The organism is Psychrobacter sp. H8-1, from assembly GCF_904846575.1.
Classification (GTDB): domain Bacteria; phylum Pseudomonadota; class Gammaproteobacteria; order Pseudomonadales; family Moraxellaceae; genus Psychrobacter; species Psychrobacter fulvigenes.
Genome location: NZ_CAJHBG010000001.1, coordinates 3,211,626 through 3,236,991 on the forward strand (window position 1 = coordinate 3,211,626; position 25,366 = coordinate 3,236,991).

Below are 25,366 nucleotides of genomic sequence, written 5' to 3' on the forward strand. Positions count from 1 at the left end.
TATACCAGTAGCGCGTCTAAATCTATAACAGTTTTATTTTTAATTGACTGTATTATTAAGTCAGTCAAATCAGTTGTTTTCGCTCTCTACAAAGGTTTCAAGCTCAGGCGTTAAGATTGGCAAAATATTATCATTAACGATAATGGTATAGCCATCTTTGGTTGGATGAATGGCATCGGCTTGATTTAGCTCAGGGTCACCGCCTACTTTATCCAAGAAAAAAGGAATCAAAGTCAAATCCATATCTTTAGCGACGCGAGGATATATCGCTGCAAACGACTGCACATAGTCAGAACCCAAATTCTCATAAATCTGCATACCGCCCAAGATAACCTCGCTACCATTATCTTGCAGATGCTTAACTGCCGTACGGATATTGGCTTCAACCGTTGCCACATCGATACCACGCATGGCGTCGTTTGCGCCAATGGTCAAAATAGTGATATCAGGCTGAGTTTGCGCCACCCAGTCCAAACGATTGACAAGCCCAGTACTGGTTTCACCGCTGAGACCTGAATTGACCACTTTGACATTGGTATAACCCATCTGTTTTAACTTGGCTTCTAGTTGCGCAGGGTAGTTGTCATCAGGGTCGACGCCCAAGCCTTCGGTCAAGGAATCGCCAAGCGCCAAGATAGTAATAGGTTGCTCAATCGCTACGACATTCTCTTGCTCAGTACTTGTTTCACGTGAAACTTCATTAGTAGCATTATTAATTACTTCTACTTGAGGCGCATCTACGACAGGGTCGTTCGCGTCAGCATTAGAATCAGTATCAGCAGCTGGACTACAGGCCATCAGTGCTAAGCTAGTCAGTAGCGCTAAGCTAGTCAGTAGCGCTAAGCTAAGTTTCTTTGATAAAAATTTAGATAAATAAGGCTTTGTTAAAGGCAATGACATAGTGGTTCCGTTACATATTTATTGGCAGTATGTGCTTTATATTAGGGCAGGCTTAATATTCACAAGTAGTTGATACTATGACCAAACTATCAAACACCTTAACAATTTTGATAACGGCTGGCTGTCGAAGATTGGTTAGCGTTATTCAGAACTTTTGCTACCCAAAAACTCACTTATAGTCTGATAAGTTTGCTGGCAAATGTCAGGATTGAGATTTTCCATATTTAGATAAGCATGAATGACCTTATCAAAAATCATGTGCTGCGTATCAACGCCAGCTTCGCTAAGTTTGGCGGCATAGGCGACGCCTTCATCATATAAAGGATCAACCGCTGCATTGATAATAAGCGCGGGTGGCTGATGTGCCAGCTCATCTCGACTGGCAAATAGAGCAGATTTTGCCTGTCTATCTTCACCGTGCTGAAAATACTGATCAAAATACCAGCCGATACGCGCTCGACTGAGCAAATAACCATTGACGTATTTATTAATAGAAGGGCAGCTCATGGTAAAGTCAACACTTGGATATATCAGTACTTGCGCGCTGATATCATTTATTACGCCTGACTCTATTATTCTAGGGTCGCGTAGCAGATTAGTCACCAAAGCTCCACCATGACTGTCTCCTGCTACAACAACCTTCCCTGCCGCACTAATTTTACGTCTGGTCAGTAGTTTATTTAATCCAAGTAAAGTAGTACAAGCATCGTTTTGGGCGCAAGGATAAGGGTTTTCTGGTGCAAGGCGGTATTCTGGCGCAATAATAATGTGCCCTGTATGCTTTGCCAGACGGCATAGGATTTGATGATAAACAGAGACCCTACCCGCGGTACCACCACCACCATGAAAATACAACATCACGGGAAATGGTGTCTGTTCAGTCTGCTCTATTGAGGCGTCAGGCAAGCTGGGATAAAAAAGGCGCACCGGTACATGATAAGCAGGCACATCATAAGCATCGCCAGTTGCCGCATCACAGTCAATGATGTCATCGACTATTAGCGCCATATCCACTGTCTCAGTGACAAAGGTATGGGTTAGATTTGCCAAACCGTCCCGAGCATTAATGGCATTAGGAACACTGCCTGTTTGTATAAATGCGGGTAGCACCTGCTCATTTAATACTTGTAGATAGTTAGCAACAGCGGGTAATAGCTCAACTTGGCTTTCAGTATCAGTTTTATTTTGCTGGGTAGAGTGACTCATCTTCATTCCTTTGAGTTTATAAGTATTCGAGCGTGTTTGATAAATGACAAATCAACACTGCTAGTGACTGCTGTTAGCGACTGATATATCAAACACATCTTAAACTAAGCAGGCCGACCATCGACCATCACTGGACGGCTGATCATCCAAGCAAAGACCACATTAGCAATCATTAATATCAGCATGATTAATAATGGTAAGTCCCAACTGTCTGTCGCTTCATGTAGCCAACCCGTACCGAGTGGGCCAAAAAAAGCAATCAAATAACCCACAGTTTGTGCCATACCTGACAGCTCACTTGATTGATTGGGCGTATAAGTACGCATAGAAAACAGCATCATACTTAAGGTAAAAATCGCCGAGCAACCCATACCCATAAATGCTGACCACAACCAAGCCAAGTCAGGCGACAGGTAGCTGACCCCAAATATGCCTATTACATTTAAAACAGCTGCCAATATGGCTAAGGCTTGAATAGGGCGGCCACGATTAATAAGCCACGTCAAACTTAAAATAGCGACTGGTGCCATAAACTGGAATACTGCGTTCATTTGCCCCGCTTTCACCGCTGAAAGCCCTTTGCTAACCCAAATAGAGGGTAAGAAACTGGCGACAGTATAAAATAGCAAAGATTGAAGACCCATAAAAATAGCGATTTGCCAAGCAAAGGCGTTGCGCCAAATGGATATATCAGATGAACCCTGAGGTATTAAAGTGACGGGCTGATGATTGGATGAACCCAAGCGCAAACGCAAAAGCACCCAAATAACAATGGCAAAAAACCCCAAGATTGACCAACCACCAAGCGCCCATTGCCAGCCCACATACTCAGACAGTGGTAGCACCACACCAGCGACGACTCCAGCGCTCACCGTCATCGTGAGACTAAATAAGCCGGTAATGAGAGGAATGTGATTGGGTGTGCGCTGCTTGATCACTGGCGCCGCTAGCGTATTGGCAAATCCGATGGCTAAGGTAAGAATTATCGTACCACTCAAAAACCCAATCCAAGTCGGAATGACTGAACGCACTACCATACCTAAAGTGAGCAGTGCAATCATCGCAATCAATGTATTCTCAAGCCCAAAACGCTTGCCAATAGCAGGCGAGATAAACGACCCTACCGCAAAGCCTAACATCGGCACTGCACCTAACCAACCGATTTGAGTCTCAGAGATATTTAGCGCCTCTTGTACAACAGGGGCAATGGAACCGAGCGCAACGATAGGCGCACGCATATTGGTCGCCAGCAAGATGATGGCGCACAGTACCAACCAAAAAGTAAACTTTTCAGAGGGCAGCTTAAATGGCTTTGCGGTATTTGAGTGAGACTGAGATTGCATATTAGAGGGGGTAGACATAGCAGCACGACTATTAGAGTTAGATTAAAAAAAGATACGTCATTAACAAGCGCTGAACAGACCAGACTCTAACCACCGCTTATGAAATAACACCAAAGAAATCTCACCTAGATGGTGACTGACAGAATGAATCAGCATTAGGAATATACTGGCAGAACACCAGTCAAATACTAAGCTTACCACTCTATTAGATAGAGTCAGCATAGTAAATGGGTATTTGCTTTAAAAGAATGGGATTGTGCAATTTAAAATAGCGCCAGTCACTTTTAAGGTATCAAAAGGACTTGACGCTATTATAAGAAGAGAGAGTAAGTACACACTACCAGAGAATGGTAACAAGCGAGGCGTTTATACAGACTTGCCCAACTGTGCCGCTTTTAGCGCGTTTTCTTGTTGTTCAGCGATGATAGAGTCGCATTTATTAGGATCATTCCCGCAAAACGAGCAGTTTTCATCGCCCATCAATTTGGCAACGCCACCACAAGAGCCTCTAAGTGGCTTTTTTTTGACCATATAACCGATACCCATAAAGACAAAGAACAATACGAATACGGTAAAGGTAATAGCGAGCATAGGAAGTAGTTGGCTAAGCATAGAGGGATCCTCGACTTATTCAGCCTACTATTTATTGCAGACTGTTATTGGATTTATCCCTCTATTCTACCATAGTTGCTTGGTCTAGATAATGTCTAGCTAAACAAAGCTGTTACAAGTTTACATAACATGCATAGCGATATAGGTAGCAGCACCTGCCAAGTAACCCACAAGTGCCAGAGCGCTGATATGTTTGAGATACCACATAAATGATATTTTCTCCATACCCATAGCTGCCACACCCGCTGCTGAACCAATGATTAAGCAGCTACCGCCAACACCTGCACAGTAAGCCAAGAAGTGCCAAAATGCACCGTCTTGTAAGAACATGCTTTGTCGTGCCAGCTCATCACCAGTCAGTCCTGCCAACGCAGAATCGGTGAGTAGTGGATACATTTTCATCGCACCTGCTACCAGTGGCACGTTATCTACCAATGATGACAACAGACCGATTAATATGTTGATAACATATAAGTTGCCAAAGGTATCATCGAGCCATGTCGCCATATCGATCAAGTGACCAGCGGTGGCGAGTGCAGAGACTGCCAATAAGATGCCTAAAAAGAACAAAATACTAGACATGTCGACTCGGGTAAGGACGCCAACGACCGTCATTTGCTGTTTGACATGCCATTGGTCATGACGATGCACCAGCTCAGTAAACACCCAAAGTACCCCAACACCGAATAAAATACCCATATAAGGGGGCAGCTGGGTCAAGGTTTTGAACACAGGTACAAAGGCCAGTGCGCCAAGACCCAAAGCCAAGATGCTGATACGCATCTTGGGCGTCACAGCATCAAGCGGATTGGGTTCAGCTGCACTGCTTTCTCCATTTGAGTAGGCCTCGAGGAGCTTTACTTGCTTCTCTTCTATGCCGTTTATCGCCATAGCGGAGGCGACCGTGTACTCGCCAAGATAGTTGACGTTTGAGGACTCAATAGGGGCTTTCGCAGGTTTTGGTCTGTGTACCTCTTTACCTCGGAACATAAACGTCAGTATCAAGAGTGGCACAATAGCAGCGACCAAGCTTGGAACGATTAAATTAACAATGATGTGACTGGCAGTGATTTGATTACCAATCCACAGCATGGTGGTGGTCACGTCGCCAATCGGTGACCAAGCACCGCCAGCGTTAGCACATACGACGACCGTACCGACAAACCACAAGCGCATTTGTTTATTTGCTACTAGCTTACGTAGCAGTGAAACCATGACAATGGTGGTGGTTAAGTTATCTAAAAGTGCGGAGAAAAAGAAAGTAAGTGTGCCGATTGTCCATATCAAAGCGACTGCGTTGGTCGTATGAATGCGGTTGGTAATGGCTGCAAAACCATCATGCGCATCAACCAACTCAACGATGACCATAGCACCCATCAAGAAAAACAAAATTTCTGCAATCTCTGATAAGTGATGACGAAGCTCAGTATTTAAGAGAGCGGTGGCGCTAAGACCATCGGTGAGTTGATTGGTAAGTAACGTCTCTGATCCAATCACGAGCAATGTCCAGACGATAACTGCCGTTAATAGGGCAGAGGCGGCTTTATCGACATGGAGGTTATGTTCTAGAGCAATAGCTATATAGCCCAAGACAAAAACTACCGCCATCAATGAATAGATCATTGGATATCCTTAGTGTAAGAACACGGTGACAACAGTTATTTAAACGGCTATATTGTACGTCAGTTACAAATATTAAGACAGCCAGTAGGATGACTGTAGGAACTACTCATGAAATAATACGTGGGTATCATCAAACATCATGAATCACGCTAAGCTTAGAAATCAGCAGTGTCTATTGGTGAATTATAAATACAGTGCTACTGGGATGAATTTTATGCAGCCTCTGGAGTGACGAAGTCGCACAGCAAGCAAAGAAAATTTATACCAGTAGCACGCCGTAAAAGCTGTACTCTTTTTATCTAGGACTCACTATAGTTGATTGACTATACAACCTCTAATCAACCTGATCAGCACGTAAGGCCTTCATCGCAGGTGTCTGTACTACCTGCCAATCCTCTAGCTTATCAGCAGGTGCGTCTGGTTTGACACCATCAGCCAAGACGACAAATAGTGCCGCTAAGTTTTGCTCTTTAGCGACGCTTAATGCTTTGCTATAAGGCATGGCTGTGAGCGCCGTTGTCCAAGCATCGGCAAGAGCTACCGAGTCGGCAGCGACCGTTACCGAAGGCGCGCCGCCAGCGATAGGCTCGCCAGAGGTTGGGTCGATTGTGTGGCTATAACGTTTGCCTTCTAAGAGCACCGAATTACGATAGTTTCCAGACGTTGCTAGATACATCTGATTACCACTTTTCATCGGCTGACGGATAGCTGAGATGGTTTGACGCTCACTTACAGTGCTTCCTTGGATAGGCGCATCAATCGCAATCTGCCACGGTTGTTGTTGACCATTGACACCAGAGGTCGCAATCTCACCGCCAATCTCAACCATATAGTTGCGGATTTGATAGTCATCTCTAAGTACATCAGCGATGACATCGACGCCATAACCTTTAGCTACGGCAGAAAAGTCTAATTCCACGCCATCTTTGGTTTTATACAATTCTTTGTCTTCTTGCACCACGCTGTCAAAGTCTACCAAAGCCTTTGCTTGCGCAATTTGTACAGCGCTTGGCGGGCTTTGCAAACGATCAACGGTCATGGTGCTACCAAAGCCCCAAACATCAATGAGCGGCATCACTGTCGGATCAAACGCGCCACTAGACTGTTGGTACACTGTTCGAGAGACGTCTAGGACATGACTAAAATCCGCGTCAATAACGATCGGTGTATTTTTAGCCAATTGGTTGAATTTTGAGATGGTAGAGTCGCTTTGATAGGTCGACATGCTGTCATTGATTTGTCGCAGCCGCTCATCAATCGCTGCTTGAATGTCTGCCTCATCGATATCTTCTGGCAGCTGATAGCTGATATGGTAGCTGGTACCCATGGTCTCGCCGCTTAAATAGTTATAACCAGGCGTTTGCTGACAAGCACTGAGGCTCAAAGCAGCGCCAATGCTGATGACACTAAATAGGGCGGTATTATTAGATTTATGGAGGGACGAGAGGGACATTAAGTTTTTCATAAGTGCTTTGATATCAGATAAAGGTGAGTGTAAGTGCAAATGAGTTGGCCTATTTTACACCTCTTGCCACTAATAGCTATAAAGTAGAGCCAAACTCATATAAAGAGCGGTTTTTTATTTTACTTGTGACTCACGGATGAGTTTATACAGTTTTGGTGGTGATATTCGATTGACTCTTGTCGCCAGTTTTTCTTTGCTGCCTGCGACAATAATATATTCTTCGCCTTTTGTCAGTGCTTTGACAGCTTGATTAGCAAATGCGCTAGCGCTTAAGCCTTTATCGGTGGCGTCATCCATGGTGCCTTGCGTGCTACCGTCTCCTGTCAAGGCATTGATAGAGATATTGGTTTGAATAAACCCTGGGAATACAGTCGCGACTTCTATTCCTTGATCGTGCAGTTCAGCACGCAGACTGTTTGCCCACATATGAATGGCGGCTTTGGCAGCGCCGTAAGCACCGCGATATTGAGTACCTAAAAGGCCTGCTACGCTGGATATCATCACTATTTTCCCGCTACCTTGAGCGAGCATATCTGGCAAAACCAATCGGGTCAGACGCGTTTGTGCAAAGTAATCTATCTCCATTATTCGACGCTCGACTTCCTCGGTGGTTTCCATGATAAGAGAACGTTGACTGACACCCGCATTATTAATCAGCCAATCTATTTTCCCTGCTTGTTTTTTGACCGACAAGTAAGCTGCTGTTGCTTGGTTGGCATCGCTGATGTCAAAAGGCACAATGATATGTTTGTTGGCGCGTTTACAGCGTTTTTTAACCGCTTCTAGTTTTTCTTCATTACGGCCACTTAGGATAATCCTTGCGCCTCGTTTGGCAAAGGCAATGGCTAACGCTGCACCGATACCACTGGACACACCAGTTATCCAAATGGTTAAATCTTTATACTTGGTTTTCATAAGAGTCCTTTCTTGTTGTCACTAGGGCGTGTCCTCATTTTAAAAATGGAGATAAAAATGAGATAAATTGCCGTCAAACAAGGAAAAGAGCGTAGATAATATCGGGATATTACCTAGCTATTTAACGCTGTTTGGCTAGGTTTAGCCATTTTTAGCCCATTTAGGTATCCTTCGATTGAATTGAGGACGCGCCCTAAGACATCATTTTGATAGTGATTAAATTTAGCCCATAAAAAAGAGCCTCAATAGAGGCTCTTAATTTAACATAAATTATCATTTTGATATGTTTGCTTAGCTTTAACCGCCGAAGTCATCAAGCATGATGTTTTCGTCCTCGACACCCAAACTGTGCAACATGTCGATTACCGCCGCGTTCATCATCGGTGGCCCACACATGTAATACTCGCAATCTTCTGGGTTTGGATGATCTTTCAGATAGTTTTCGAGTAACACGTTGTGGATAAAGCCAGTTGGACCTTCCCAGTTGTCTTCGGGTAAAGGATCGGACAAGGCCACATGCCACTCAAAGTTATCAAATTCTTCTGCTAGTTGATCATAATCCTCAACATAGAACATCTCACGAATAGAGCGTGCACCGTACCAGAAGCTGATCTTACGCTTAGAGTGCAAGCGTTTGAGTTGGTCAAAGATATGTGAGCGCATTGGTGCCATACCTGCACCGCCTCCGACAAAGATCATCTCAGCATCCGTATCTTTGGCAAAGAACTCACCATAAGGGCCTGATACCGTCACTTTATCGCCAGGTTTTAAGTTGAACGTCCATGACGACATTTGTCCTGGTGGTATGCCTTTAGGACCACGAGGTGGCGGAGTTGCAATACGAATATTAAATTTGATCAAGCCTTTTTCTTCAGGATAATTGGCCATCGAATAGGCACGAATGACCTCTTCGTCCACTTTTGAAACCAAATCAAATAAACCGAAGTTGTTCCAATCTTCACGATACTCTTCAGGAATGTCAAAATCTTTATAATGCACTTCATGCGGTGGCGCTTCTAACTGTACATAGCCACCAGCACGGAAGTTAACTTCCTCGCCATCTGGAATTTTTAGCACCAACTCTTTAATGAAGGTTGCAACGTTATCATTAGAGATAACCTCACACTCCCATTTTTGTACATCAAAGAACTCAGGATCAATCTCGATTTGCATGTCTTGCTTTACAGGTACCTGACAAGCCAAGCGCATATGGTCGCGAATCTCACCTTGCGTAAAATAGCCTTCTTCGGTGGGCAAGATAGAGCCACCACCTTCAATAACGCGGCAGCGACACTGAGCACAGGTACCACCACCACCGCAAGCGGAAGATAAAAAGATACCTTCACTAGCAAGGGTTTGTAGCAGCTTACCACCTGCTGGTGTCACTACATCATTTTCGGGATCATCATTGATACGTATTGTAACGTCGCCTGAACTGACCAGTCTTGAGCGTGCCGCCAAAATAATGGCAACCAAGCCCATGATGATCAAGGTAAACATAGCAACGCCACCAATCGCCGTAGCATAATCCATGATATGTATCCTTAATCTATGGGGTAGGGGTGCGGGGGCATTAATTTATTGCTGTACCCGAACGCCTACCGAATAAATGAGTTAAATAGGTCAAATAGCTAAATGGGGTCTTAGGCTTAGGTCGTTAATCGTTCTATCAACCAACAACGCTAAGCTTAGCGGTCTAAATGGACATACCACCGAACGACATAAAGCCGAGCGACATAAGGCCAACTGTGATAAAGGTAATACCAAGACCACGCAGCGGTGCTGGGATGTCTGAGTACTTTAACTTTTCACGAATACCAGCCAATGCGGTGATAGCAATTGCCCAACCAAAACCTGCACCTACGCCATATACCACAGACTCACTAAAGTTATAGTCACGCTCAACCATAAACAGTACGCCACCTAAAATGGCACAGTTTACAGTGATTAGTGGCAAAAACACGCCAAGTGCGTTGTATAAAGCTGGAACAAACTTGTCCAAGAACATCTCTAAGATCTGTACGGTTGCAGCAATCAGACCAATATAACTTAGCAAACCTAAGAAGCTGAGGTCGATATCAGGAAAGCCTGCCCATGCTAGTGCGCCGTCTTTTAGGATGAACTGAAACAGTAAGTTGTTTAATGGCACAGTAATGACCATGACCACGATAACAGCGACGCCAAGACCAATAGCCGTTGATACCTTTTTTGATACTGCCAAAAAGGTACACATGCCTAGGAAGTAGGCCAGTGCCATGTTCTCAATAAAGACTGAGGTTATAAATAAACTAATATAGTGTCCCATTAGTGACCGCCTCCATGTGCCATGCCTTTAGACTGCGGCTTCATCACAAAATCAGCTTCTTCAACCTGTTCTGGTTTCCAGATACGAATAATGGCAATGAACAAACCGATAATAAAGAACGCCGAAGGTGGCAGTAATAATAGACCGTTTGGCAAATACCAACCGCCGTCAGTGACTGGCTGCAAAATGGTAATGCCAAGCCAAGTACCAGCGCCTAATAGCTCGCGGATAGTAGCAACAAACAATAGCACTGCAGAGTAGCCAAGACCGTTACCGATACCATCTAAAAAGCTTGGTACAGGTGGGTTACTCATGGCAAATGCTTCTGCACGACCCATGACGATACAGTTGGTGATGATCAAACCAACGAATACTGATAGACCCTTACTTACATCATAAGCGACCGCTTTTAGCACCTGATCGACCAAGATAACCAATGAGGCAATGATGGTCATTTGTACGATAATACGGATACTTGATGGAATCTGCTTACGAATGATAGAGATAAAGAAGCTTGAAAAAGCCGTTACCAATGTCAATGCCACACACATGACCAACGCATTGGACACACTGGTGGTTACCGCCAAGGCTGAACAGATGCCTAGGATCTGCAAAGCAATAGGGTTATTATCAAAGATTGGCGAGGTTAAGATACTTTTAGTGTCAGCCATGTTATGCCTCCTTGCCGTTTGCTACTGGTGCTGCCAGCTCGGTTGTCGATTGCGCAGCTTGTACGTCAGCATTATCAATAGTTTGACCACTCTCTTCACGTAGAGCGTCTAAATAAGGTTTATAACCTTGCTCACCCAACCAGAACTGAATCATGTTGCTGACGCCGCGACCAGTTAGCGTCGCGCCACTGATTCCGTCGACCCAGTTGTCTCTTGGTGTACCAGCTTTAGAGACACCAGTGGCAACATCACCATTTTCATCATAAGAGTGGATACCACTCCATTTGGCACGCCACTCTGGCTCTTCGATACGAGCGCCAAGGCCTGGAGTTTCTTTATGCTCATAAAAACTGATACCTTTGATGGTATTCATGTCGCTTTCAAGGGTTAAGAAACCATAGATAGTACCCCATAAGCCGTAGCCTTGGATTGGTAGTACCACCATTTCAGGTTGACCAGCATCATCGCTTTTGACATAGACTTTGGCGTACTTAGGTACACGGCCAATACCAGCAGGGTCGTTGTTACCTAAGTCTTCGCTTAATGCTTGATTTTTAGTCGCTTGACTAGCGTCATAAGCATTTCGATCAGGAATACCAACATCTAATAGTTGGTCATCGTCTAAGTAGTTGCCTTGATTTAAGTCAACAATCTCGACGTCAAAATCTTTAAAGCGTTCAGCAACGTCAGCAGCGGTATCAGATGCAGGATCAAACATACCAGCGGCTACTAAGATGTTCTTATTACGGTCCAAGCGCGCGTTTTCAACTTGTGCCGGCTTGAGACCGACGGCGACAGCTGAGACCAATACGGAACACACCAAGCATAGCGTCAAGGCTACGCTAATGGTTTTTGCATTATTACTTTTGGGCTTGGACATAGCGAACCCTCCGTGCTGTTTGGCGTTTGATATTTGCTTGAGTCACAAAGTAGTCAAACAATGGAGCAAATAAGTTAGCAAATAGAATGGCAAGCATAATACCTTCTGGGAAGGCTGGGTTGACGACACGAATTAAGACTGTCATAAACCCAATCAAGATACCATAAGCCCAACGGCCCTTATTGGTATGTGCTGCCGAGACTGGATCGGTTGCCATAAAGACGGCACCAAAAGCAAAACCACCGATGACCAAATGCCAATAAAACGGCAGACTCATCATGAGGTTATCTTCTGAGCCGATCATATTGAATAGTAAAGAAGTGGCGATCAGACCGACCACACAACCTGCCATAATGCGCCATGATGCAATGCGCGTCCATAGTAAGAACACCGCACCGATTAGAATGGCAAGCGTCGAGACTTCACCGATACTGCCTTGCATATTACCTAAGAATGCATCACTCCAAGTGATGGCATTACCATAGACGTCGACGAAATCTTGAGGAACTACACCAAGTGCCGCGAGGCCAAGCGGTGTCGCACCTGAGAAACCATCGACTGCCGTCCATACAGAGTCACCAGACATATATGCTGGATACGCAAAGTATAAGAACGCCCGACCTGATAGGGCAGGGTTAAGGAAGTTTTTACCCGTACCGCCGAATACTTCTTTTGCTACGACGACACCGAAGATGATACCTAAGGCAACTTGCCATAAAGGAATATCTGGTGGTAGACATAGCGCATACAGTACAGAGGTCACAAAGAAACCTTCGTTTACTTCATGCCCACGAACCACGGCAAATATAATCTCACATAAGATACCTACCGCAAAGGTCACAAGGTATATCGGTAAGAACTGCATTGCTCCGTAGACAAAGCTTGCCCAGATACTGTCTGGGTTATAGCCTGCCATGCCAGTGATGATGGTACGCCAGCCCTCAGGTTGTAGACCCAATTGAGCGATGGCGGTCAATGCTTGATGACCGACGTTGTACATACCCCAAAACATCGCTGGGAAAGTACATAGCCATACGGTAATCATAATACGTTTAAGGTCAATACCGTCACGTACGTGCGAAGATGCATAAGTCGTTGAGCCTGGTTGACGCAAAAAAGTGTCAAACATCTCAAAGATGGCATAGTATTTTTCGTGTTTGCCACCTTTGGTGAAAGACGGCTCCATACGATCGAACATATTGTGTAAAAATTTCATCGTGGTTAGCCCTCCAGCTCAATGCGCGTTAAGTTATCACGCAAAATATCACCGAATTCATATTTGCCAGGAGAAACGAAGGTGCATAGTGCGACATCTTCTTCGTCTAATTCAAGTACGCCCAATTCTACTGCAGAGACGATATCCTCTACGATAAGTGCACGTAAAAGTTGCGTCGGCAGATAATCTTGCGGCATGACCTCTTCATAAACCCCAATAGGTACCATCGCTCGTGGTGAGCCGTTACTGGTCGTGGTAAAGTTGTACTTTTTGCCACCAAAAAACTGTGAGATATAGATAGGGAGCTTAGAGAAGCGGTTTGCACCTGGTGTAAAGAAGTGAAACGCTGGGCGCTCACGGCCTTCAGGCAACACACTGATCTGATTATGAAAGCGACCAAGATATGCTACATTGTCATATAGTCTGCGACCAGATAGTACGGAGCCTGAGATAATACGGTTCTCGCCAGCAGCTAGTTGGCCTTTGGTCAACGTAGTGACGTCAGCACCACGCTCGGTAACAACCAAATGCGGTTTATTGACGGCAGGACCTGCTAGGCTAACCATACGCTCTGTATACAGGCGACCGGTCGTAAACAGCTTGCCGATAGCGATCACATCTTGATAACCAACTGTCCAGACGGTAACGCCGCGACTGATTGGATGCAAAAAGTGCACATGCGTACCGGCAAGACCAGCTGGGTGCTTACCCGAAAAGCTATGGTATTCAGTCACATTATTAGCGGCTGTATGCGGTGCTGGTGTTGGCTTAGCATCACCATAATGACAAACAAAGGTCTTAGGACTCAGTGTTGATAAGACAGCTAGACCGTCATTAAATGCTTGTATTTTGTCGTTGATTAGCAGCATCGGGTCAAACGCTAATGGATTGGTATCCATGGCGGTGACAAAGATAGCATGCGGACGAGCACCGATTTCGGGAGAGCGGCTATAAGGACGGGTACGAAAAGCAGTCCATTCACCAGAGGCGATCAGTTGGGTTTCAACAGCTTCAGCGTCTAAGTCAGCAAGTTGCTGGGAGTCATAGCGCTGAAACTCAATTTCTTCACCGTTTGGGTCAACCTCAATCACGAGACTCTCAAACACACGGCGCTCACCACGATTAACAGCGATGACTTTACCAGCAGCAGGAGCAGTATAAATAACGCCGACTCGTTTTTTGTCTTCAAAAACGGGCTGACCTTTTGCTACGATGTCACCTTCTTTGACATTCATCGTGGGCTTCATGCCCACGTAATCGTAGCCAACAACTGCCACATGTGCGGGTCTGTGCTCTGATATCTCGCGGGAGGGCTCACCTGCGATGGGCAAATCCAAACCTTTTTTGATGGTAATCATAAGCGAAAACTTAGTCCATAGTCTAAAACGATACCAGACGTCCTGTTTGGTACAACGGCAGTATCAACAGCAGCGGTGCTCAAAACCTCGCATCATCAGTAGCCTGTGGCAAAACTGTGATGAAGCCCTTACAACACTATGCTTAAGATTGACTGCTACTAAGAGTATTAACGCTGACCTTAGACTCCTTAACAACACGTTAATGTCTTATTCGAATGACCAAAGTGGCGACTGGCTACCAAGATGCATAATAGAGTTGTCCAATCAAAGCTAACACTTAACGCTATTAACCTTAATATAAACAGCCTTACCATACCTTTTTATAGAAAATCTAAAACTTGTCGTATCTTAACCACCAAATATCATTTACCTGTCTATTTATAAATAGGCTACAGATTTTGATACATGATTGTTAAGACTCAGAAACAAATACAAATTTACCTAGGATTATACGCTAAATTAACCTAAAATTGCCAGTTACTAATTGAATTTATCCAATGGTTGTTCCGATATCAGTGACTGAAACTGGTAATAATCACTGCATAGTTATGTGTGAATTGGTATCATGCCTAGTCTTGAGGGCAAACTTAAGTTGTTTTTTACCTTAAAACAGAGTTGGTTTATATGTAACTTATAAATGGTAATTCTTGATAATTGTTGTTTCTGTTTTATTTCCGCTATTAAAAGTATTTTATAAGGAGTGCTGTATGTGTGCTGCACCTGTAATTATTCCTGCTATTGATCTAAAAGATGGTAAATGTGTACGCTTGAAACAAGGCCGAATGGAAGACGATACGGTATTCTCTGATGATCCAGTAGCCATGGCGGCACGTTGGGTAAAAGAGGGTGCGCGTCGATTACATTTGGTTGATCTCAACGGTGCGTTTGAAGGTGTGCCTGTGCATAAGCGCGTGGTGCATGACATCGCCAAAGCTTATCCGAAGCTGCCGATCCAGTTGGGTGGCGGCGTGCGCAATCTAAATACTATTGAGCAGTACATTACTGCTGGCCTTACTTATATTATTATCGGTACCAAAGCGGTTGAAGATCCTGAGTTTGTTGCTGAAGCCTGCCGTGAATTTGCTGGACATATCATCGTTGGCATAGATGCAAAAGACGGTTTGGTGGCGACTCATGGTTGGGCAAATGTTACCGATACCAAGGCAACAGAGCTTGCAAAACGCTTTGCTGATGTTGGTGTCTCTTCTATCGTTTATACCGATATTGCTCGTGATGGCATGATGCAAGGCGTCAACGTCGAACAGACGGTAAACCTAGCACGTGAAGGTGGCCTGCCAGTTATCGCTTCAGGTGGGGTGACAGACATGCAAGATATTGAATTACTAAAACCTTATGGTGATTGCCTTGAAGGGATTATTACTGGACGCGCCATCTATGAAGGCACGTTGGATCTTGGCGAGGCGCAAAGTTATTTAGACAGTTAATCCTGTGTTTAGATAATCAATGCGTGGACGACTATTGTCAATATGGTCGTCTATGTTGATGGCATAGACGACTGTTAACAAAAACTTTATTAAAACAATATTTTATTCAAGGATGCTAATGCTGGCTTTTTTTGACCAACTATCCACACGTGGGCGTTTGCTGGCTTTGAGTCAACTGCTGCTAGTAGTCATGAGCATCTTTTATGTTTTACCTGCTCACGCAGCTGGTGAAGAGATCATTGATAGCGCTGCTGCACTAGACGTTGACGACAGCACTTCAGCAAGCGTAGAGGTCAAAGAGCCAGTAACAGACGCAGGAGAGAGCACTACTGTAGACAGTACAGAAACGGATAGTACAGAACCTGCGGATCTTGCACCGATAGAACCAGCACCCATAGAGCCGGCACCAGTGATTAGCGGTGAGAGCACCAACAACGCCCAAATTGAAACCAAACCAACGCTACAAAAAGACAATGACATTCGTCAACGTATCAGCGGGATTTTTTCCGAGATTGATGGTTTGCAGGCAGTCAATGTCAGCGTGACCCAAGGTGTGGTGACTTTGACGGGTGAAACCCCAAATGAAAAAAAAGCCCAACAAGCCATTAATCTTACCAACCGCCTAACGGATGTCGTGACGGTTGAGGATAATATTGTTCGTACGCTTGATGTACAGGACAACGTCTCAACCGTTTATCAAGGGCTGAAAAACCAGCTGACAAATTTGGTTAAAGCCTTACCTTTACTATTGGTCGGTATTGTCTTATTTGGTTTGGTAGCTTGGTTCGGTAGTTGGCTGTCCAAGCGCCAAGAAATCTGGCAGCGCTTGACGCCCAATCCTTTTGTGGCCGAGCTGTTATCACAAACCATCAAAGTCATTTTTATTATTTTTGGGTTGATATTAGCGCTCAGTTTGATAGGCGCAGAGACCATCTTAGGGACACTGCTAGGCGGTGCAGGGGTCATCGGTATTGCCGTTGGTTTTGCTGTAAAAGACTCTATTGAAAACTATATTGCTTCTCTTATGCTCAGTATTCGCCAACCCTTTCGTGCTCGTGATCATGTAAAGATTAATGAACATGAAGGGATAGTGGTACGTTTGACTTCACGCGCAACTATCTTGATGACACTAGATGGTAATCAGTTGCGCATTCCTAATGCTGAGGTATTTAAAGGCATTATTTTGAACTATACCAAAAACCCCGAACGTCGCTTTACCTTTGAGCTAGGGGTGGATGCGAATGATGACCCACTGGCCGCTATTAAGGTCGGGCTTGATGCGATTTGTACCTTAGAGTTTGTTTTGGACAAGCCCAAAGCCAATGCTGTCATTACTAATGTCGGTGATTCCAATATAGTGCTTGAGTTTCAAGTTTGGGTTGATCAATCAGAAGCAGACTTTTCTAAAGCACGTAGCATCACTATTCGTGAAACCAAACATGCTTTAGAAAATACAGGATTTAGCCTACCAGAACCGATTTATCGCTTGCGTTTTAATAATAAGTTAGAAGAAGCCTTTGAGCATATTCAAGGCGGTAAGGGCGCTGGTTCTGATATGACGGTCACGCCAACAACTGATTCCACCGCTACTTACAAAGCTCATGATAAAGATAGTGACGTCGATGATGAGGATAAAAAGCAAGCCAAAGCACGTGCCAAGCAGATACTACAGGGACAAGATGCTGAAGAAATGTTTGATGCCCGTCCTGATGCCAAGCTCATGGAAAAGGTCGAACAAGAGATTGCAGAAGGCTCTGATGAGACGGATTTATTGAATAGCAATAGCCCACAAGAGTAAGGTATGAGCTTTAGGCATAAAAAATGCAGGCTTAAGTGACAAACCTAACGTCACAAGAGAATCAGCATGCAAGCAAAAAACTTAGTTATCATCGCCTTGATAGGTATTGTCATGTTGCTGGCTTTTAATGTCATCAATGGTAATCTTCATAAAAATAACAGACAGGCTATCGCTAGTAGTAATGCATCAGCGCAATCTACGACTATCTATTCTGATAGCTCCTCAAATCATTCGTCAGACGTGGCAGCAAAACCTCTAGGGGAGCAGCCAAAAGCCATTATAGACAAAGCAACTACACAGATTAATAACGCCCAACAAGTCGATAGCGCACGTTTTGAACAAGTGGATAGTACACAGTAAATAAAGCAGTATGACGAAACCTGACACACAAAAAAGGGGCTAAAGTTAACTTTAGCCCCTTTTTATGGTTCAATTTATGATTCAATAATTTACGAGCTTTTTTTACTGTTACTGCGGCGACGCTTTTTCTTCGGTACGCTCGACTCGGGCTCAGATTGATTCATTTCACTGGATTTTAATTTGGCTGTCAAATCGAAGTCGATCTGTAATAAATCCATATTCACGCCAGCGACTTTTACTTTTACCAAATCACCAAGTCCAAATAATGAGTTTTTATCTTTACCGATCAGTTGCTGCTGCTTTTCATCATAAACAAAGAAGTCGTCACCAACGTTTGAGATGTGCACCAGACCGTCAATGTATAAGTCGGTTAAGGTCACAAACAGTCCAAAACTTGTCACAGTAGTGATCACACCATTGAACTCTTCGCCTACATGGTCTTTCATATAATGACATTTGAGCCAAGACTCTACATAGCGCGAGGCTTTTTCGGCGCGGCGTTCGGTATCTGAAGTTTGTGTACCTGCACCATCCAAAGAGAAGTCCATAACAGGTTGCTGGCTATTTGTGACTTTTGCTTTAATTGCACGGTGTAACATCAGATCAGGATAGCGGCGAATAGGCGACGTAAAGTGGCTATATTCATCATAGGCTAAGCCAAAGTGACCGATGTTATCTGGTGAATAATTAGCCTGCATCATTGAACGTAGCAGCATGCTATGAATACTAATGGCGTCGGGTCTGTCTTTAGTCGCTTCGATAATTCGCTGATAATCGGCTTGCGTTGGATTTTCCTCTGGGAAGGGTAAACCAAAGTTCTTTGCATATTCATGAATACGCATTGACTTTTCACCATCAGGCTTATCATGGTTACGATATAAGACTGGTAGCTCGTTTTTCAGGGTAAAATTCGCCGCACAGGTATTCGCCAGTAGCATACACTCTTCGATAAGCTTCTGTGCGTCACCGCGAGTACGTGGCAAGATAGCAGCGATGCCACCCTTTTCGTTGAACTTAATATAAGTCTCAACCGTCTCAAACTCCATCGCATGACGTTGTTCACGCTTTTTGACGAGCAGCTCATACAGCTGATATAGGGTATCGACAGACTTTTTGACGTCTTTGTTTTCTGTCAATGATTTTGGAACACTGTCATCTTTTGGGTTTTCAAGATAACTATTCACCTGCGTATAGGTCAAGCGTGCTTGTGAATGTATCACTGCAGGATAGAACTCATAGCCTGTGACGTTACCGGCGCGAGATACCTTAATGTCAGCCACCATACATAAGCGATCGACCGAAGGGTTCAGTGAGCACAGTCCATTGGACAGAACTTCAGGTAGCATCGGAATGACACGATGCGGGAAGTACACAGAGGTGCCGCGCTCATAAGCGTCTTGATCAAGCGGAGAGTTGGGTGTCACATAATGGCTGACATCCGCAATGGCCACTAGCACACGGTAGTTACCACCAGCGCGCTTCTCTGCAAATACCGCATCGTCAAAGTCACGTGCGTCTTCACCATCGATAGTAATCAATGCAACATCACGTAAGTCTTTACGACCTTTTAGATCTTTTTTGCTCGGTTCTCTATAGTCATTGGCTTGCTTCAGTGCCGCTTCGCTAAACTCAGATGGAATATCATAATTGAGTAGCGTCGTTTCAATAATAAGTTCACGATCGTTTTCATCACTAAGTACTTCAGTGATTTTTCCAGTTGCAAACTCATGCTGATTGGGCCAATCGATGACATCTACCTTGACGGGAGCACCTTGCTTCGCTTCAAGTGCTTGTACGTTTTCGTCAGTAACGGTAATGGGCTGATGATTATTTGGGCTACCAAGCTCAACACAATATCCTTCTTCATCACGAGCTAGAGTACCAATGAACTGATCTTGATGACGCTCAGTAATTTCAACGATACGCCCTTCGGTACGGCCACGGCTGTCTATCGAAGTACCGACAGCATTTACCTTATCACCATTGAAGACCCAACGCATTTGCTTTTCATGCAAAAACAAGTCTGGCATATCAGCCAATACCACAAAACCAAAGCCTTTTGCATGGGCAGAGACTGTGCCGCTGACGACATCTTGTTGCGTCACTGCACGAAAGCGAGAAGGACGCCCTTCGCGGTTAATCTGGCCATCACGTACCATCGCCTTTAGACGATTGGCTAAGGCTTCGATTTGATCTGAATCATCAATATTGAAAGCTTTTGCCAGCTGTTGATGTGTCGCTTCGCCATATTCTGTAATCGTGCGCAATATAAGCTCACGGCTAGGGATGGGGTTGACATATCTTTGTGCTTCAGCCGAGGCGTTTGGATCATTCCAAGTCATAAAATACCGTATCTGTTTTTAAAATTATTAATAGGGGACATCTTAACACGAACCACGAGGGTTAACACGAGTGACGCAGCAATAACTTATGTCACTCGTATCATGGATAGGCGTTTGTCGCTGTTTTTGCTTCATAGTGACATACGTTAGATGTCGATATCAGTGGTACTCGATTTATCTGTAATCTTTTTACTATCCAGTTCTTTCGACACTTCAAGCACTGTAGTTTGGTTCGATTTATCTAAATATTTTTGGGCTTTATCGACTTCGGTGGTCAAAGTATTTACCGTCTGTTTCATGTTTTCTAGTGCTTCAATCTTGTAGTTGCTGATCATATCCATCGTATCATAGACATTATTGAAGGCATTTTGTAGTTTATCAAGCTCAATAGTACTGCTGGTTGCTTGCTCATGAATCTCACCTGATTGGCGTTTGAGCATGGCAGAAGTTGACTCAATCAGACTGCTGGTTGTCTTGTTCAGCGCAGTGATTTGATCAAGTACCAGCTTTTGATTGGTCATCGCTTGAGCAACGACAACGGCCGTACGTAGTGCCGATATCGTAGTGGTGGTAGCGCGATCCACCCCTTTGATCAACTCTAAGTTGTTTTTACGAATGGTATCAAGTGCCAGATAACCCTGGACGTTCACTGCTAATTGCGTTAAAAAGTCAGTGTTTTTTTGACGTACATAAAACAACATCTCTTCTTTAATAATGCGCGCTTTTTCTGGGTCAGTTGCTTCTATTGCATAGACTTTTTGCTCAAGCTGTTCATCTATTTTTTTACCAACATAGATGTATTGACGAATAGACTGCATCAACTCCCACATATTGACTTTTTCTTGCTCAATCATGGCATTGTCTTTAAGCAGTTCGTCCTTACCATTATAAAGGCTAGTGACCACGGCATTGATATGCGACTGTGCTGATTCATATTGGCGGAAGTAATCTTGTACTTTATTACCAAAGGGTATGAGGCCAAATAATTTACGTGAGCTGGTCAGCTCTTTTTTACTCGGGTCTAAGTCCTCTACAATACCGCGCAGCTCAGTAAGCGACTTAGCAATAGGCGAGTTATCAAACAAGCTATCGTTCAAGCTTTTAGCTGGTAGCTCTAGCATGCGGTTAGATACTTGCGCTGATTCACGTATCTCTTTGGTGCCCAAGTTATGAATGGACTGCACGTTTTGTTGAAACTCAGGACTATGAACAGAGTTGGTAAGGACATGGTCAACAAAAGCATCAACCTTCGCATCCAGTTCTGGAATCTGGCTTTTATCCAAGGAAACCATCTGATCCGCTTCACTTTTCTGTACTTCTTTCACGGGTGCAGGTGGGGTCAAAGAGATACTAGGGTTAGTAGCGTTTTCTGGTGGCGTCAATTCTTGCATAAAATTTCCTGTAATAACTGAGATAAGAAGTATGTTTGCTTATAGGTATTCGTTATCGTTGTATTAGATACATTGCTAAATAGCATAGCCCTTTAGACTACCGTGTAATGACTAAGTCGTGAAGATGGATTTTGTAAAATACAGTTAGAGAATAATTCTTATAAAAGGTTGTTTATCTCATCAGTGTTTACAAACCAGTAGGATATAGCATTATACTCGTGCTATTTATAAGTATCCCAATACCAAAAAACCACCAATATCCCGCAGCATATTGATGGTCAAAAACTTAGATATTTATGCTAGGTAACAGTACGCTATCCAACTTTACTATCTTTTCTTAGTAGGCCCTAGCAGCATGCCCATTTGTCGACCTTCCATTTTTGGATGTTGTTCGACGTTTGAGATCTCAGCGGTATCTTCAATGATGCGTTCGAGCTGTTTGCGACCAAGTTCTTGGTGTGCCATCTCGCGACCACGGAAGCGGATACTGATTTTCACTTTGTCCTGATCTTCTAAGAAGCTGACAATTTTACGCAGTTTGACCTGGTAATCCGCTTCATCAGTACTAGGACGCAGTTTCATCTCTTTAAGCTGGGTCTGCTTTTGGTTCTTCTTAGCTTCTTTTGCTTTTTGCTTTTGATCATAGAGGTAACGTTTGTAATCCATGATCTTACATACTGGCGGTTTGGCATCAGGAACTAGTTCGACCAAATCTAAATTGTCATCACGTGCCGCTTTCATCGCGGTATCGATATCGACTACGCCCATTTGTTCGCCGTCTTCTTTAACAAGACGGACTTCTTTGACGCTGATATCTTCGTTGATGTTCAAACGGTTTGACTGTTTAATAGGTATTACTCCTCATCTGTTTTTTGATTCTGTCGGCCTTTTTCGGCGACGGCTGTCTGTACTAATGTGATAAATTCAGAAACACTCATCACGCCTAGGTTTTCACCTTCGCGGGTTCGGACGTTGACGCTGCCTGATTCAACTTCTTTATCCCCTAATACTAGCATATAGGGGATACGTTCTAATGTTTTCTCTCGTATCTTAAATCCAATCTTTTCGTTACGCAAGTCACTAATAGCCCGCAGACCTGCATTTTTTAGTTCACTAACGACATTTTCGCAGGTTTCCGCTTGTTTGTCAGTGATGTTCATCACCACAACTTGTTGCGGCGCAAGCCATACTGGCATCCAACCCGCATAATGCTCAATCAATATGCCGATAAAGCGTTCAAACGAGCCTAATATAGCACGGTGCAGCATGATAGGCGTTTCACGCTCATTTTGCTCATTGACAAACTCAGCATCCAAACGCTCAGGCATATTGGGGTCGACCTGAATAGTACCACACTGCCAAACACGACCTAAACTGTCTTTGAGACTAAACTCAATCTTCGGGCCATAAAACGCGCCTTCACCTGGCAAGTATTCCCACTCAAGCCCTGAGCTATCAAGCGCGTCAGCCAAAGCTTTTTCAGCAAAATCCCAAGACTCATCGCTACCGACACGCGTTTCAGGACGAGTGGACAGCTTCATCTCAATATTTTCAAAGCCGAAGTCTTCATAGACAGCTAAGGTAAGTTTAATAAAGTCAGCGACTTCTTGCTGAATCTGGGCCTGCGTACAAAAGATATGCGCATCATCTTGCGTAAAACCGCGTACGCGCATCAAACCATGTAATGAGCCTGATGGCTCGTTACGATGACACGAGCCAAACTCTGCCATGCGTAATGGCAACTCACGATAAGACTTTAGGCCTTGATTAAACACTTGCACGTGACAAGGACAGTTCATTGGTTTTACCGCGTAATCACGGTTTTCACTCGACGTGGTAAACATATTAGCGCCGTAGTTGCCCCAATGCCCTGAGCGCTCCCACAGGCTACGGTCAACGATTTGCGGTGTCTTAATTTCTTCGTAGCCATTATCATACTGCACTTTGCGCATATATTGCTCAAGCACTTGATAAATCGTCCAACCATTAGCGTGCCAAAACACCATACCCGGCGCTTGCTCTTGCATATGAAACAAATCTAATGCACGACCAATCTTACGATGGTCACGTTTTTCCGCTTCTTCAATACGCTTAATATAGGCCTTTAAATCTTTTTTATCCGCCCATGCTGTACCATAGATACGTTGTAGCTGTTCATTCTTGGCATCGCCGCGCCAATAAGCACCCGACATCTTAGTCAGTTTAAACACTTTCAAGAAACGCGTATTGGGCACATGCGGGCCACGACACATATCGACATATTCTTGATGATAATAAAGCCCTAATTGTTTCTCTTCAGGCATATCATTGATTAATTTGATTTTGTAATCTTCGCCGCGTGCCTTAAAAATCTCAATCACCTCATCACGAGGTGTCATTTTTTTGATGACATCGTAGTCTTGTTTAATCAACTCCATCATACGCTTTTCGATCTTTTCCATGTGCTCAGGCGTAAATGGCGTCTCACTATAGATGTCGTAATAAAAGCCTTCATCAATGACAGGTCCAATGACCATTTTGACATCAGGATACAGCTGTTTGACGGCATGACCGAGTAAGTGCGCACATGAATGGCGAATGATATCGACACCGTCAGCGTCTTTTGGGGTTACGATTTCGACTTTTGCATCAGCAGTGATAGGATCAGAAGCATCTACCAAGCGCCCATCTACACGCCCAGCGACAGTCGCCTTAGCCAAACCTGCCCCGATACTTTGCGCCACTTCCATAACTGTGGTATTGCCTTCGAACTCTTTTACGCTACCATCGGGTAAAGTAATCGCTACCATAATTTATTCACCTGTTTTTGGATCCGTTGGCAGTGATGATTGCAACTATCAATCATATGACCGTAAGATCGCATCAATTTTATATCCACGAATCGTGATATGCTGTGATATGTACATCCCTTAAATACGCTTAACCTGTATCCCGCGCTACTATAATATGGACAAACCGCTGCAGTAGACCAGTCGTTGCAGTTTAAAGCGCAGCAGCCTGACCTTTAAATACAGTTAACTGACCGTGCGAGTAAGTAATGCAATAAAAGCGCATATTATAGCAAAAACCTTCTATATACACCAGATAGCAAGGGGTAGCGTATACAGTTACTTTTATCATTATTAAAACATATGGCAGTCTTCGGCGCCGACTGTCTTAGTAAGGTATGATTCAATAGTAATCAACAAGCCTATAAAGCTTTAATAACAGGCTAGCGCAAATCAGGCTATATAGAATACAACTAAATAACTATATAACTATTGGCAATGACATCTAATAATATAGTGAGAGAGCCAGAGATGAAAGTAATAGAAATAAAGATAATAAGCCTAATCTGTATAAAAAGGTTTTAATATCAATTAAGTAAGAAGTCCTATATAGGGGTGTTAGCAATTAAATTCAAATAACTTGATGGAAGTGCTTGACACCTGCTGTAGAACGTCTATAATACGCAGCTCATCAGGACAAGGCAGTGCTAGAAGCGAGAGCTTATAACCGTCTAACCTGTTGAAGTTAAATAAAATAACAGCTTGACA

20 protein-coding genes are annotated in these 25,366 nt (G+C 44.0%); 3 read left to right on the forward strand and 17 right to left on the reverse strand.

Annotated features, from left to right (window positions below; translation table 11 throughout):
• Positions 1-69: 69 nt before the first annotated feature.
• The 13 genes from JMY01_RS13365 to JMY01_RS13425 all read right to left on the reverse strand — a co-directional run bounded on the left by JMY01_RS13365 (position 70) and on the right by JMY01_RS13425 (position 14,494).
• Positions 70-900, reverse strand: coding sequence for an arylesterase (locus JMY01_RS13365; protein WP_227677933.1), 831 nt, complete (start codon positions 898-900; stop codon positions 70-72).
• Between the two features lie 141 nt (positions 901-1,041).
• Positions 1,042-2,106, reverse strand: coding sequence for an alpha/beta hydrolase (locus tag JMY01_RS13370; protein WP_201576727.1), 1,065 nt, complete (start codon positions 2,104-2,106; stop codon positions 1,042-1,044).
• A 104-nt stretch (positions 2,107-2,210) separates the two neighbouring features.
• The gene (locus tag JMY01_RS13375) at positions 2,211-3,467 is read right to left on the reverse strand and encodes a CynX/NimT family MFS transporter (RefSeq protein ID WP_201576729.1); all 1,257 of its coding nucleotides are present in this window, start codon (positions 3,465-3,467) and stop codon (positions 2,211-2,213) included.
• Positions 3,468-3,815: 348 nt separating this feature from the next.
• Positions 3,816-4,061, reverse strand: coding sequence for a (Na+)-NQR maturation NqrM (gene nqrM / locus JMY01_RS13380; RefSeq protein WP_201576732.1), 246 nt, complete (start codon positions 4,059-4,061; stop codon positions 3,816-3,818).
• 120 nt (positions 4,062-4,181) lie between these two features.
• Positions 4,182-5,684: a sodium:proton antiporter NhaD gene (gene nhaD, locus JMY01_RS13385; protein ID WP_201576744.1), complete on the reverse strand. Its 1,503-nt coding sequence runs from the start codon at positions 5,682-5,684 to the stop codon at positions 4,182-4,184.
• A 334-nt stretch (positions 5,685-6,018) separates the two neighbouring features.
• Entirely contained in the window at positions 6,019-7,137 is a 1,119-nt protein-coding gene (locus tag JMY01_RS13390) for an FAD:protein FMN transferase (protein WP_227677935.1), read from the reverse strand.
• Between the two features lie 126 nt (positions 7,138-7,263).
• Positions 7,264-8,064, reverse strand: coding sequence for an SDR family NAD(P)-dependent oxidoreductase (locus JMY01_RS13395; RefSeq protein WP_201576756.1), 801 nt, complete (start codon positions 8,062-8,064; stop codon positions 7,264-7,266).
• 297 nt (positions 8,065-8,361) lie between these two features.
• The gene (gene nqrF / locus JMY01_RS13400; protein WP_201576759.1) at positions 8,362-9,597 is read right to left on the reverse strand and encodes an NADH:ubiquinone reductase (Na(+)-transporting) subunit F; all 1,236 of its coding nucleotides are present in this window, start codon (positions 9,595-9,597) and stop codon (positions 8,362-8,364) included.
• A 163-nt stretch (positions 9,598-9,760) separates the two neighbouring features.
• A complete protein-coding gene (nqrE, locus tag JMY01_RS13405) occupies positions 9,761-10,369 on the reverse strand; it encodes an NADH:ubiquinone reductase (Na(+)-transporting) subunit E (protein WP_201576763.1) in 609 nt (202 codons plus the stop codon).
• Positions 10,369-11,040 (reverse strand): NADH:ubiquinone reductase (Na(+)-transporting) subunit D, encoded by a 672-nt coding sequence (locus tag JMY01_RS13410; protein ID WP_201576766.1) that lies wholly within the window; start codon positions 11,038-11,040, stop codon positions 10,369-10,371. The genes nqrE and JMY01_RS13410 overlap by 1 nt, the downstream gene beginning before the upstream one ends.
• Position 11,041: 1 nt before the next feature.
• Entirely contained in the window at positions 11,042-11,920 is an 879-nt protein-coding gene (locus JMY01_RS13415) for a Na(+)-translocating NADH-quinone reductase subunit C (protein ID WP_201576768.1), read from the reverse strand.
• Positions 11,901-13,136, reverse strand: coding sequence for an NADH:ubiquinone reductase (Na(+)-transporting) subunit B (locus JMY01_RS13420; protein WP_201576774.1), 1,236 nt, complete (start codon positions 13,134-13,136; stop codon positions 11,901-11,903). Before JMY01_RS13420 ends, JMY01_RS13415 begins: the two co-directional genes overlap by 20 nt.
• A 5-nt stretch (positions 13,137-13,141) precedes the next feature.
• Positions 13,142-14,494 carry a Na(+)-translocating NADH-quinone reductase subunit A gene (locus tag JMY01_RS13425; RefSeq protein ID WP_201576776.1) on the reverse strand — a complete coding sequence of 451 codons (1,353 nt, stop codon included), beginning with the start codon at positions 14,492-14,494 and terminating at the stop codon, positions 13,142-13,144.
• 707 nt (positions 14,495-15,201) lie between these two features.
• Between JMY01_RS13425 and hisA the strand changes: the two genes are divergently transcribed.
• From hisA to JMY01_RS13440, 3 genes are all read left to right on the forward strand, one after another.
• Positions 15,202-15,939 carry a 1-(5-phosphoribosyl)-5-[(5-phosphoribosylamino)methylideneamino]imidazole-4-carboxamide isomerase gene (gene hisA, locus JMY01_RS13430; RefSeq protein WP_201576777.1) on the forward strand — a complete coding sequence of 246 codons (738 nt, stop codon included), beginning with the start codon at positions 15,202-15,204 and terminating at the stop codon, positions 15,937-15,939.
• A gap of 118 nt (positions 15,940-16,057) precedes the next feature.
• On the forward strand, positions 16,058-17,737 hold the full coding sequence (locus JMY01_RS13435; RefSeq protein ID WP_201576782.1) for a mechanosensitive ion channel family protein: 1,680 nt from the start codon (positions 16,058-16,060) through the stop codon (positions 17,735-17,737).
• A 66-nt stretch (positions 17,738-17,803) separates the two neighbouring features.
• Positions 17,804-18,097, forward strand: a complete 294-nt coding sequence (locus JMY01_RS13440) for a hypothetical protein (protein WP_201576787.1) — start codon at positions 17,804-17,806, stop codon at positions 18,095-18,097.
• 89 nt (positions 18,098-18,186) lie between these two features.
• Here JMY01_RS13440 and rnr read toward each other — a convergent pair whose 3' ends face one another.
• The 4 genes from rnr to thrS form a co-directional block, all read right to left on the reverse strand.
• On the reverse strand, positions 18,187-20,439 hold the full coding sequence (rnr, locus tag JMY01_RS13445; RefSeq protein WP_201576796.1) for a ribonuclease R: 2,253 nt from the start codon (positions 20,437-20,439) through the stop codon (positions 18,187-18,189).
• Positions 20,440-20,585: 146 nt separating this feature from the next.
• Positions 20,586-21,830 (reverse strand): toxic anion resistance protein, encoded by a 1,245-nt coding sequence (locus tag JMY01_RS13450; RefSeq protein ID WP_201576799.1) that lies wholly within the window; start codon positions 21,828-21,830, stop codon positions 20,586-20,588.
• Positions 21,831-22,157: 327 nt separating this feature from the next.
• Positions 22,158-22,661, reverse strand: a complete 504-nt coding sequence (gene infC / locus JMY01_RS13455) for a translation initiation factor IF-3 (protein ID WP_201576801.1) — start codon at positions 22,659-22,661, stop codon at positions 22,158-22,160.
• 23 nt (positions 22,662-22,684) lie between these two features.
• On the reverse strand, positions 22,685-24,619 hold the full coding sequence (gene thrS, locus JMY01_RS13460) for a threonine--tRNA ligase (RefSeq protein WP_201576804.1): 1,935 nt from the start codon (positions 24,617-24,619) through the stop codon (positions 22,685-22,687).
• Positions 24,620-25,366 lie beyond the last annotated feature (747 nt).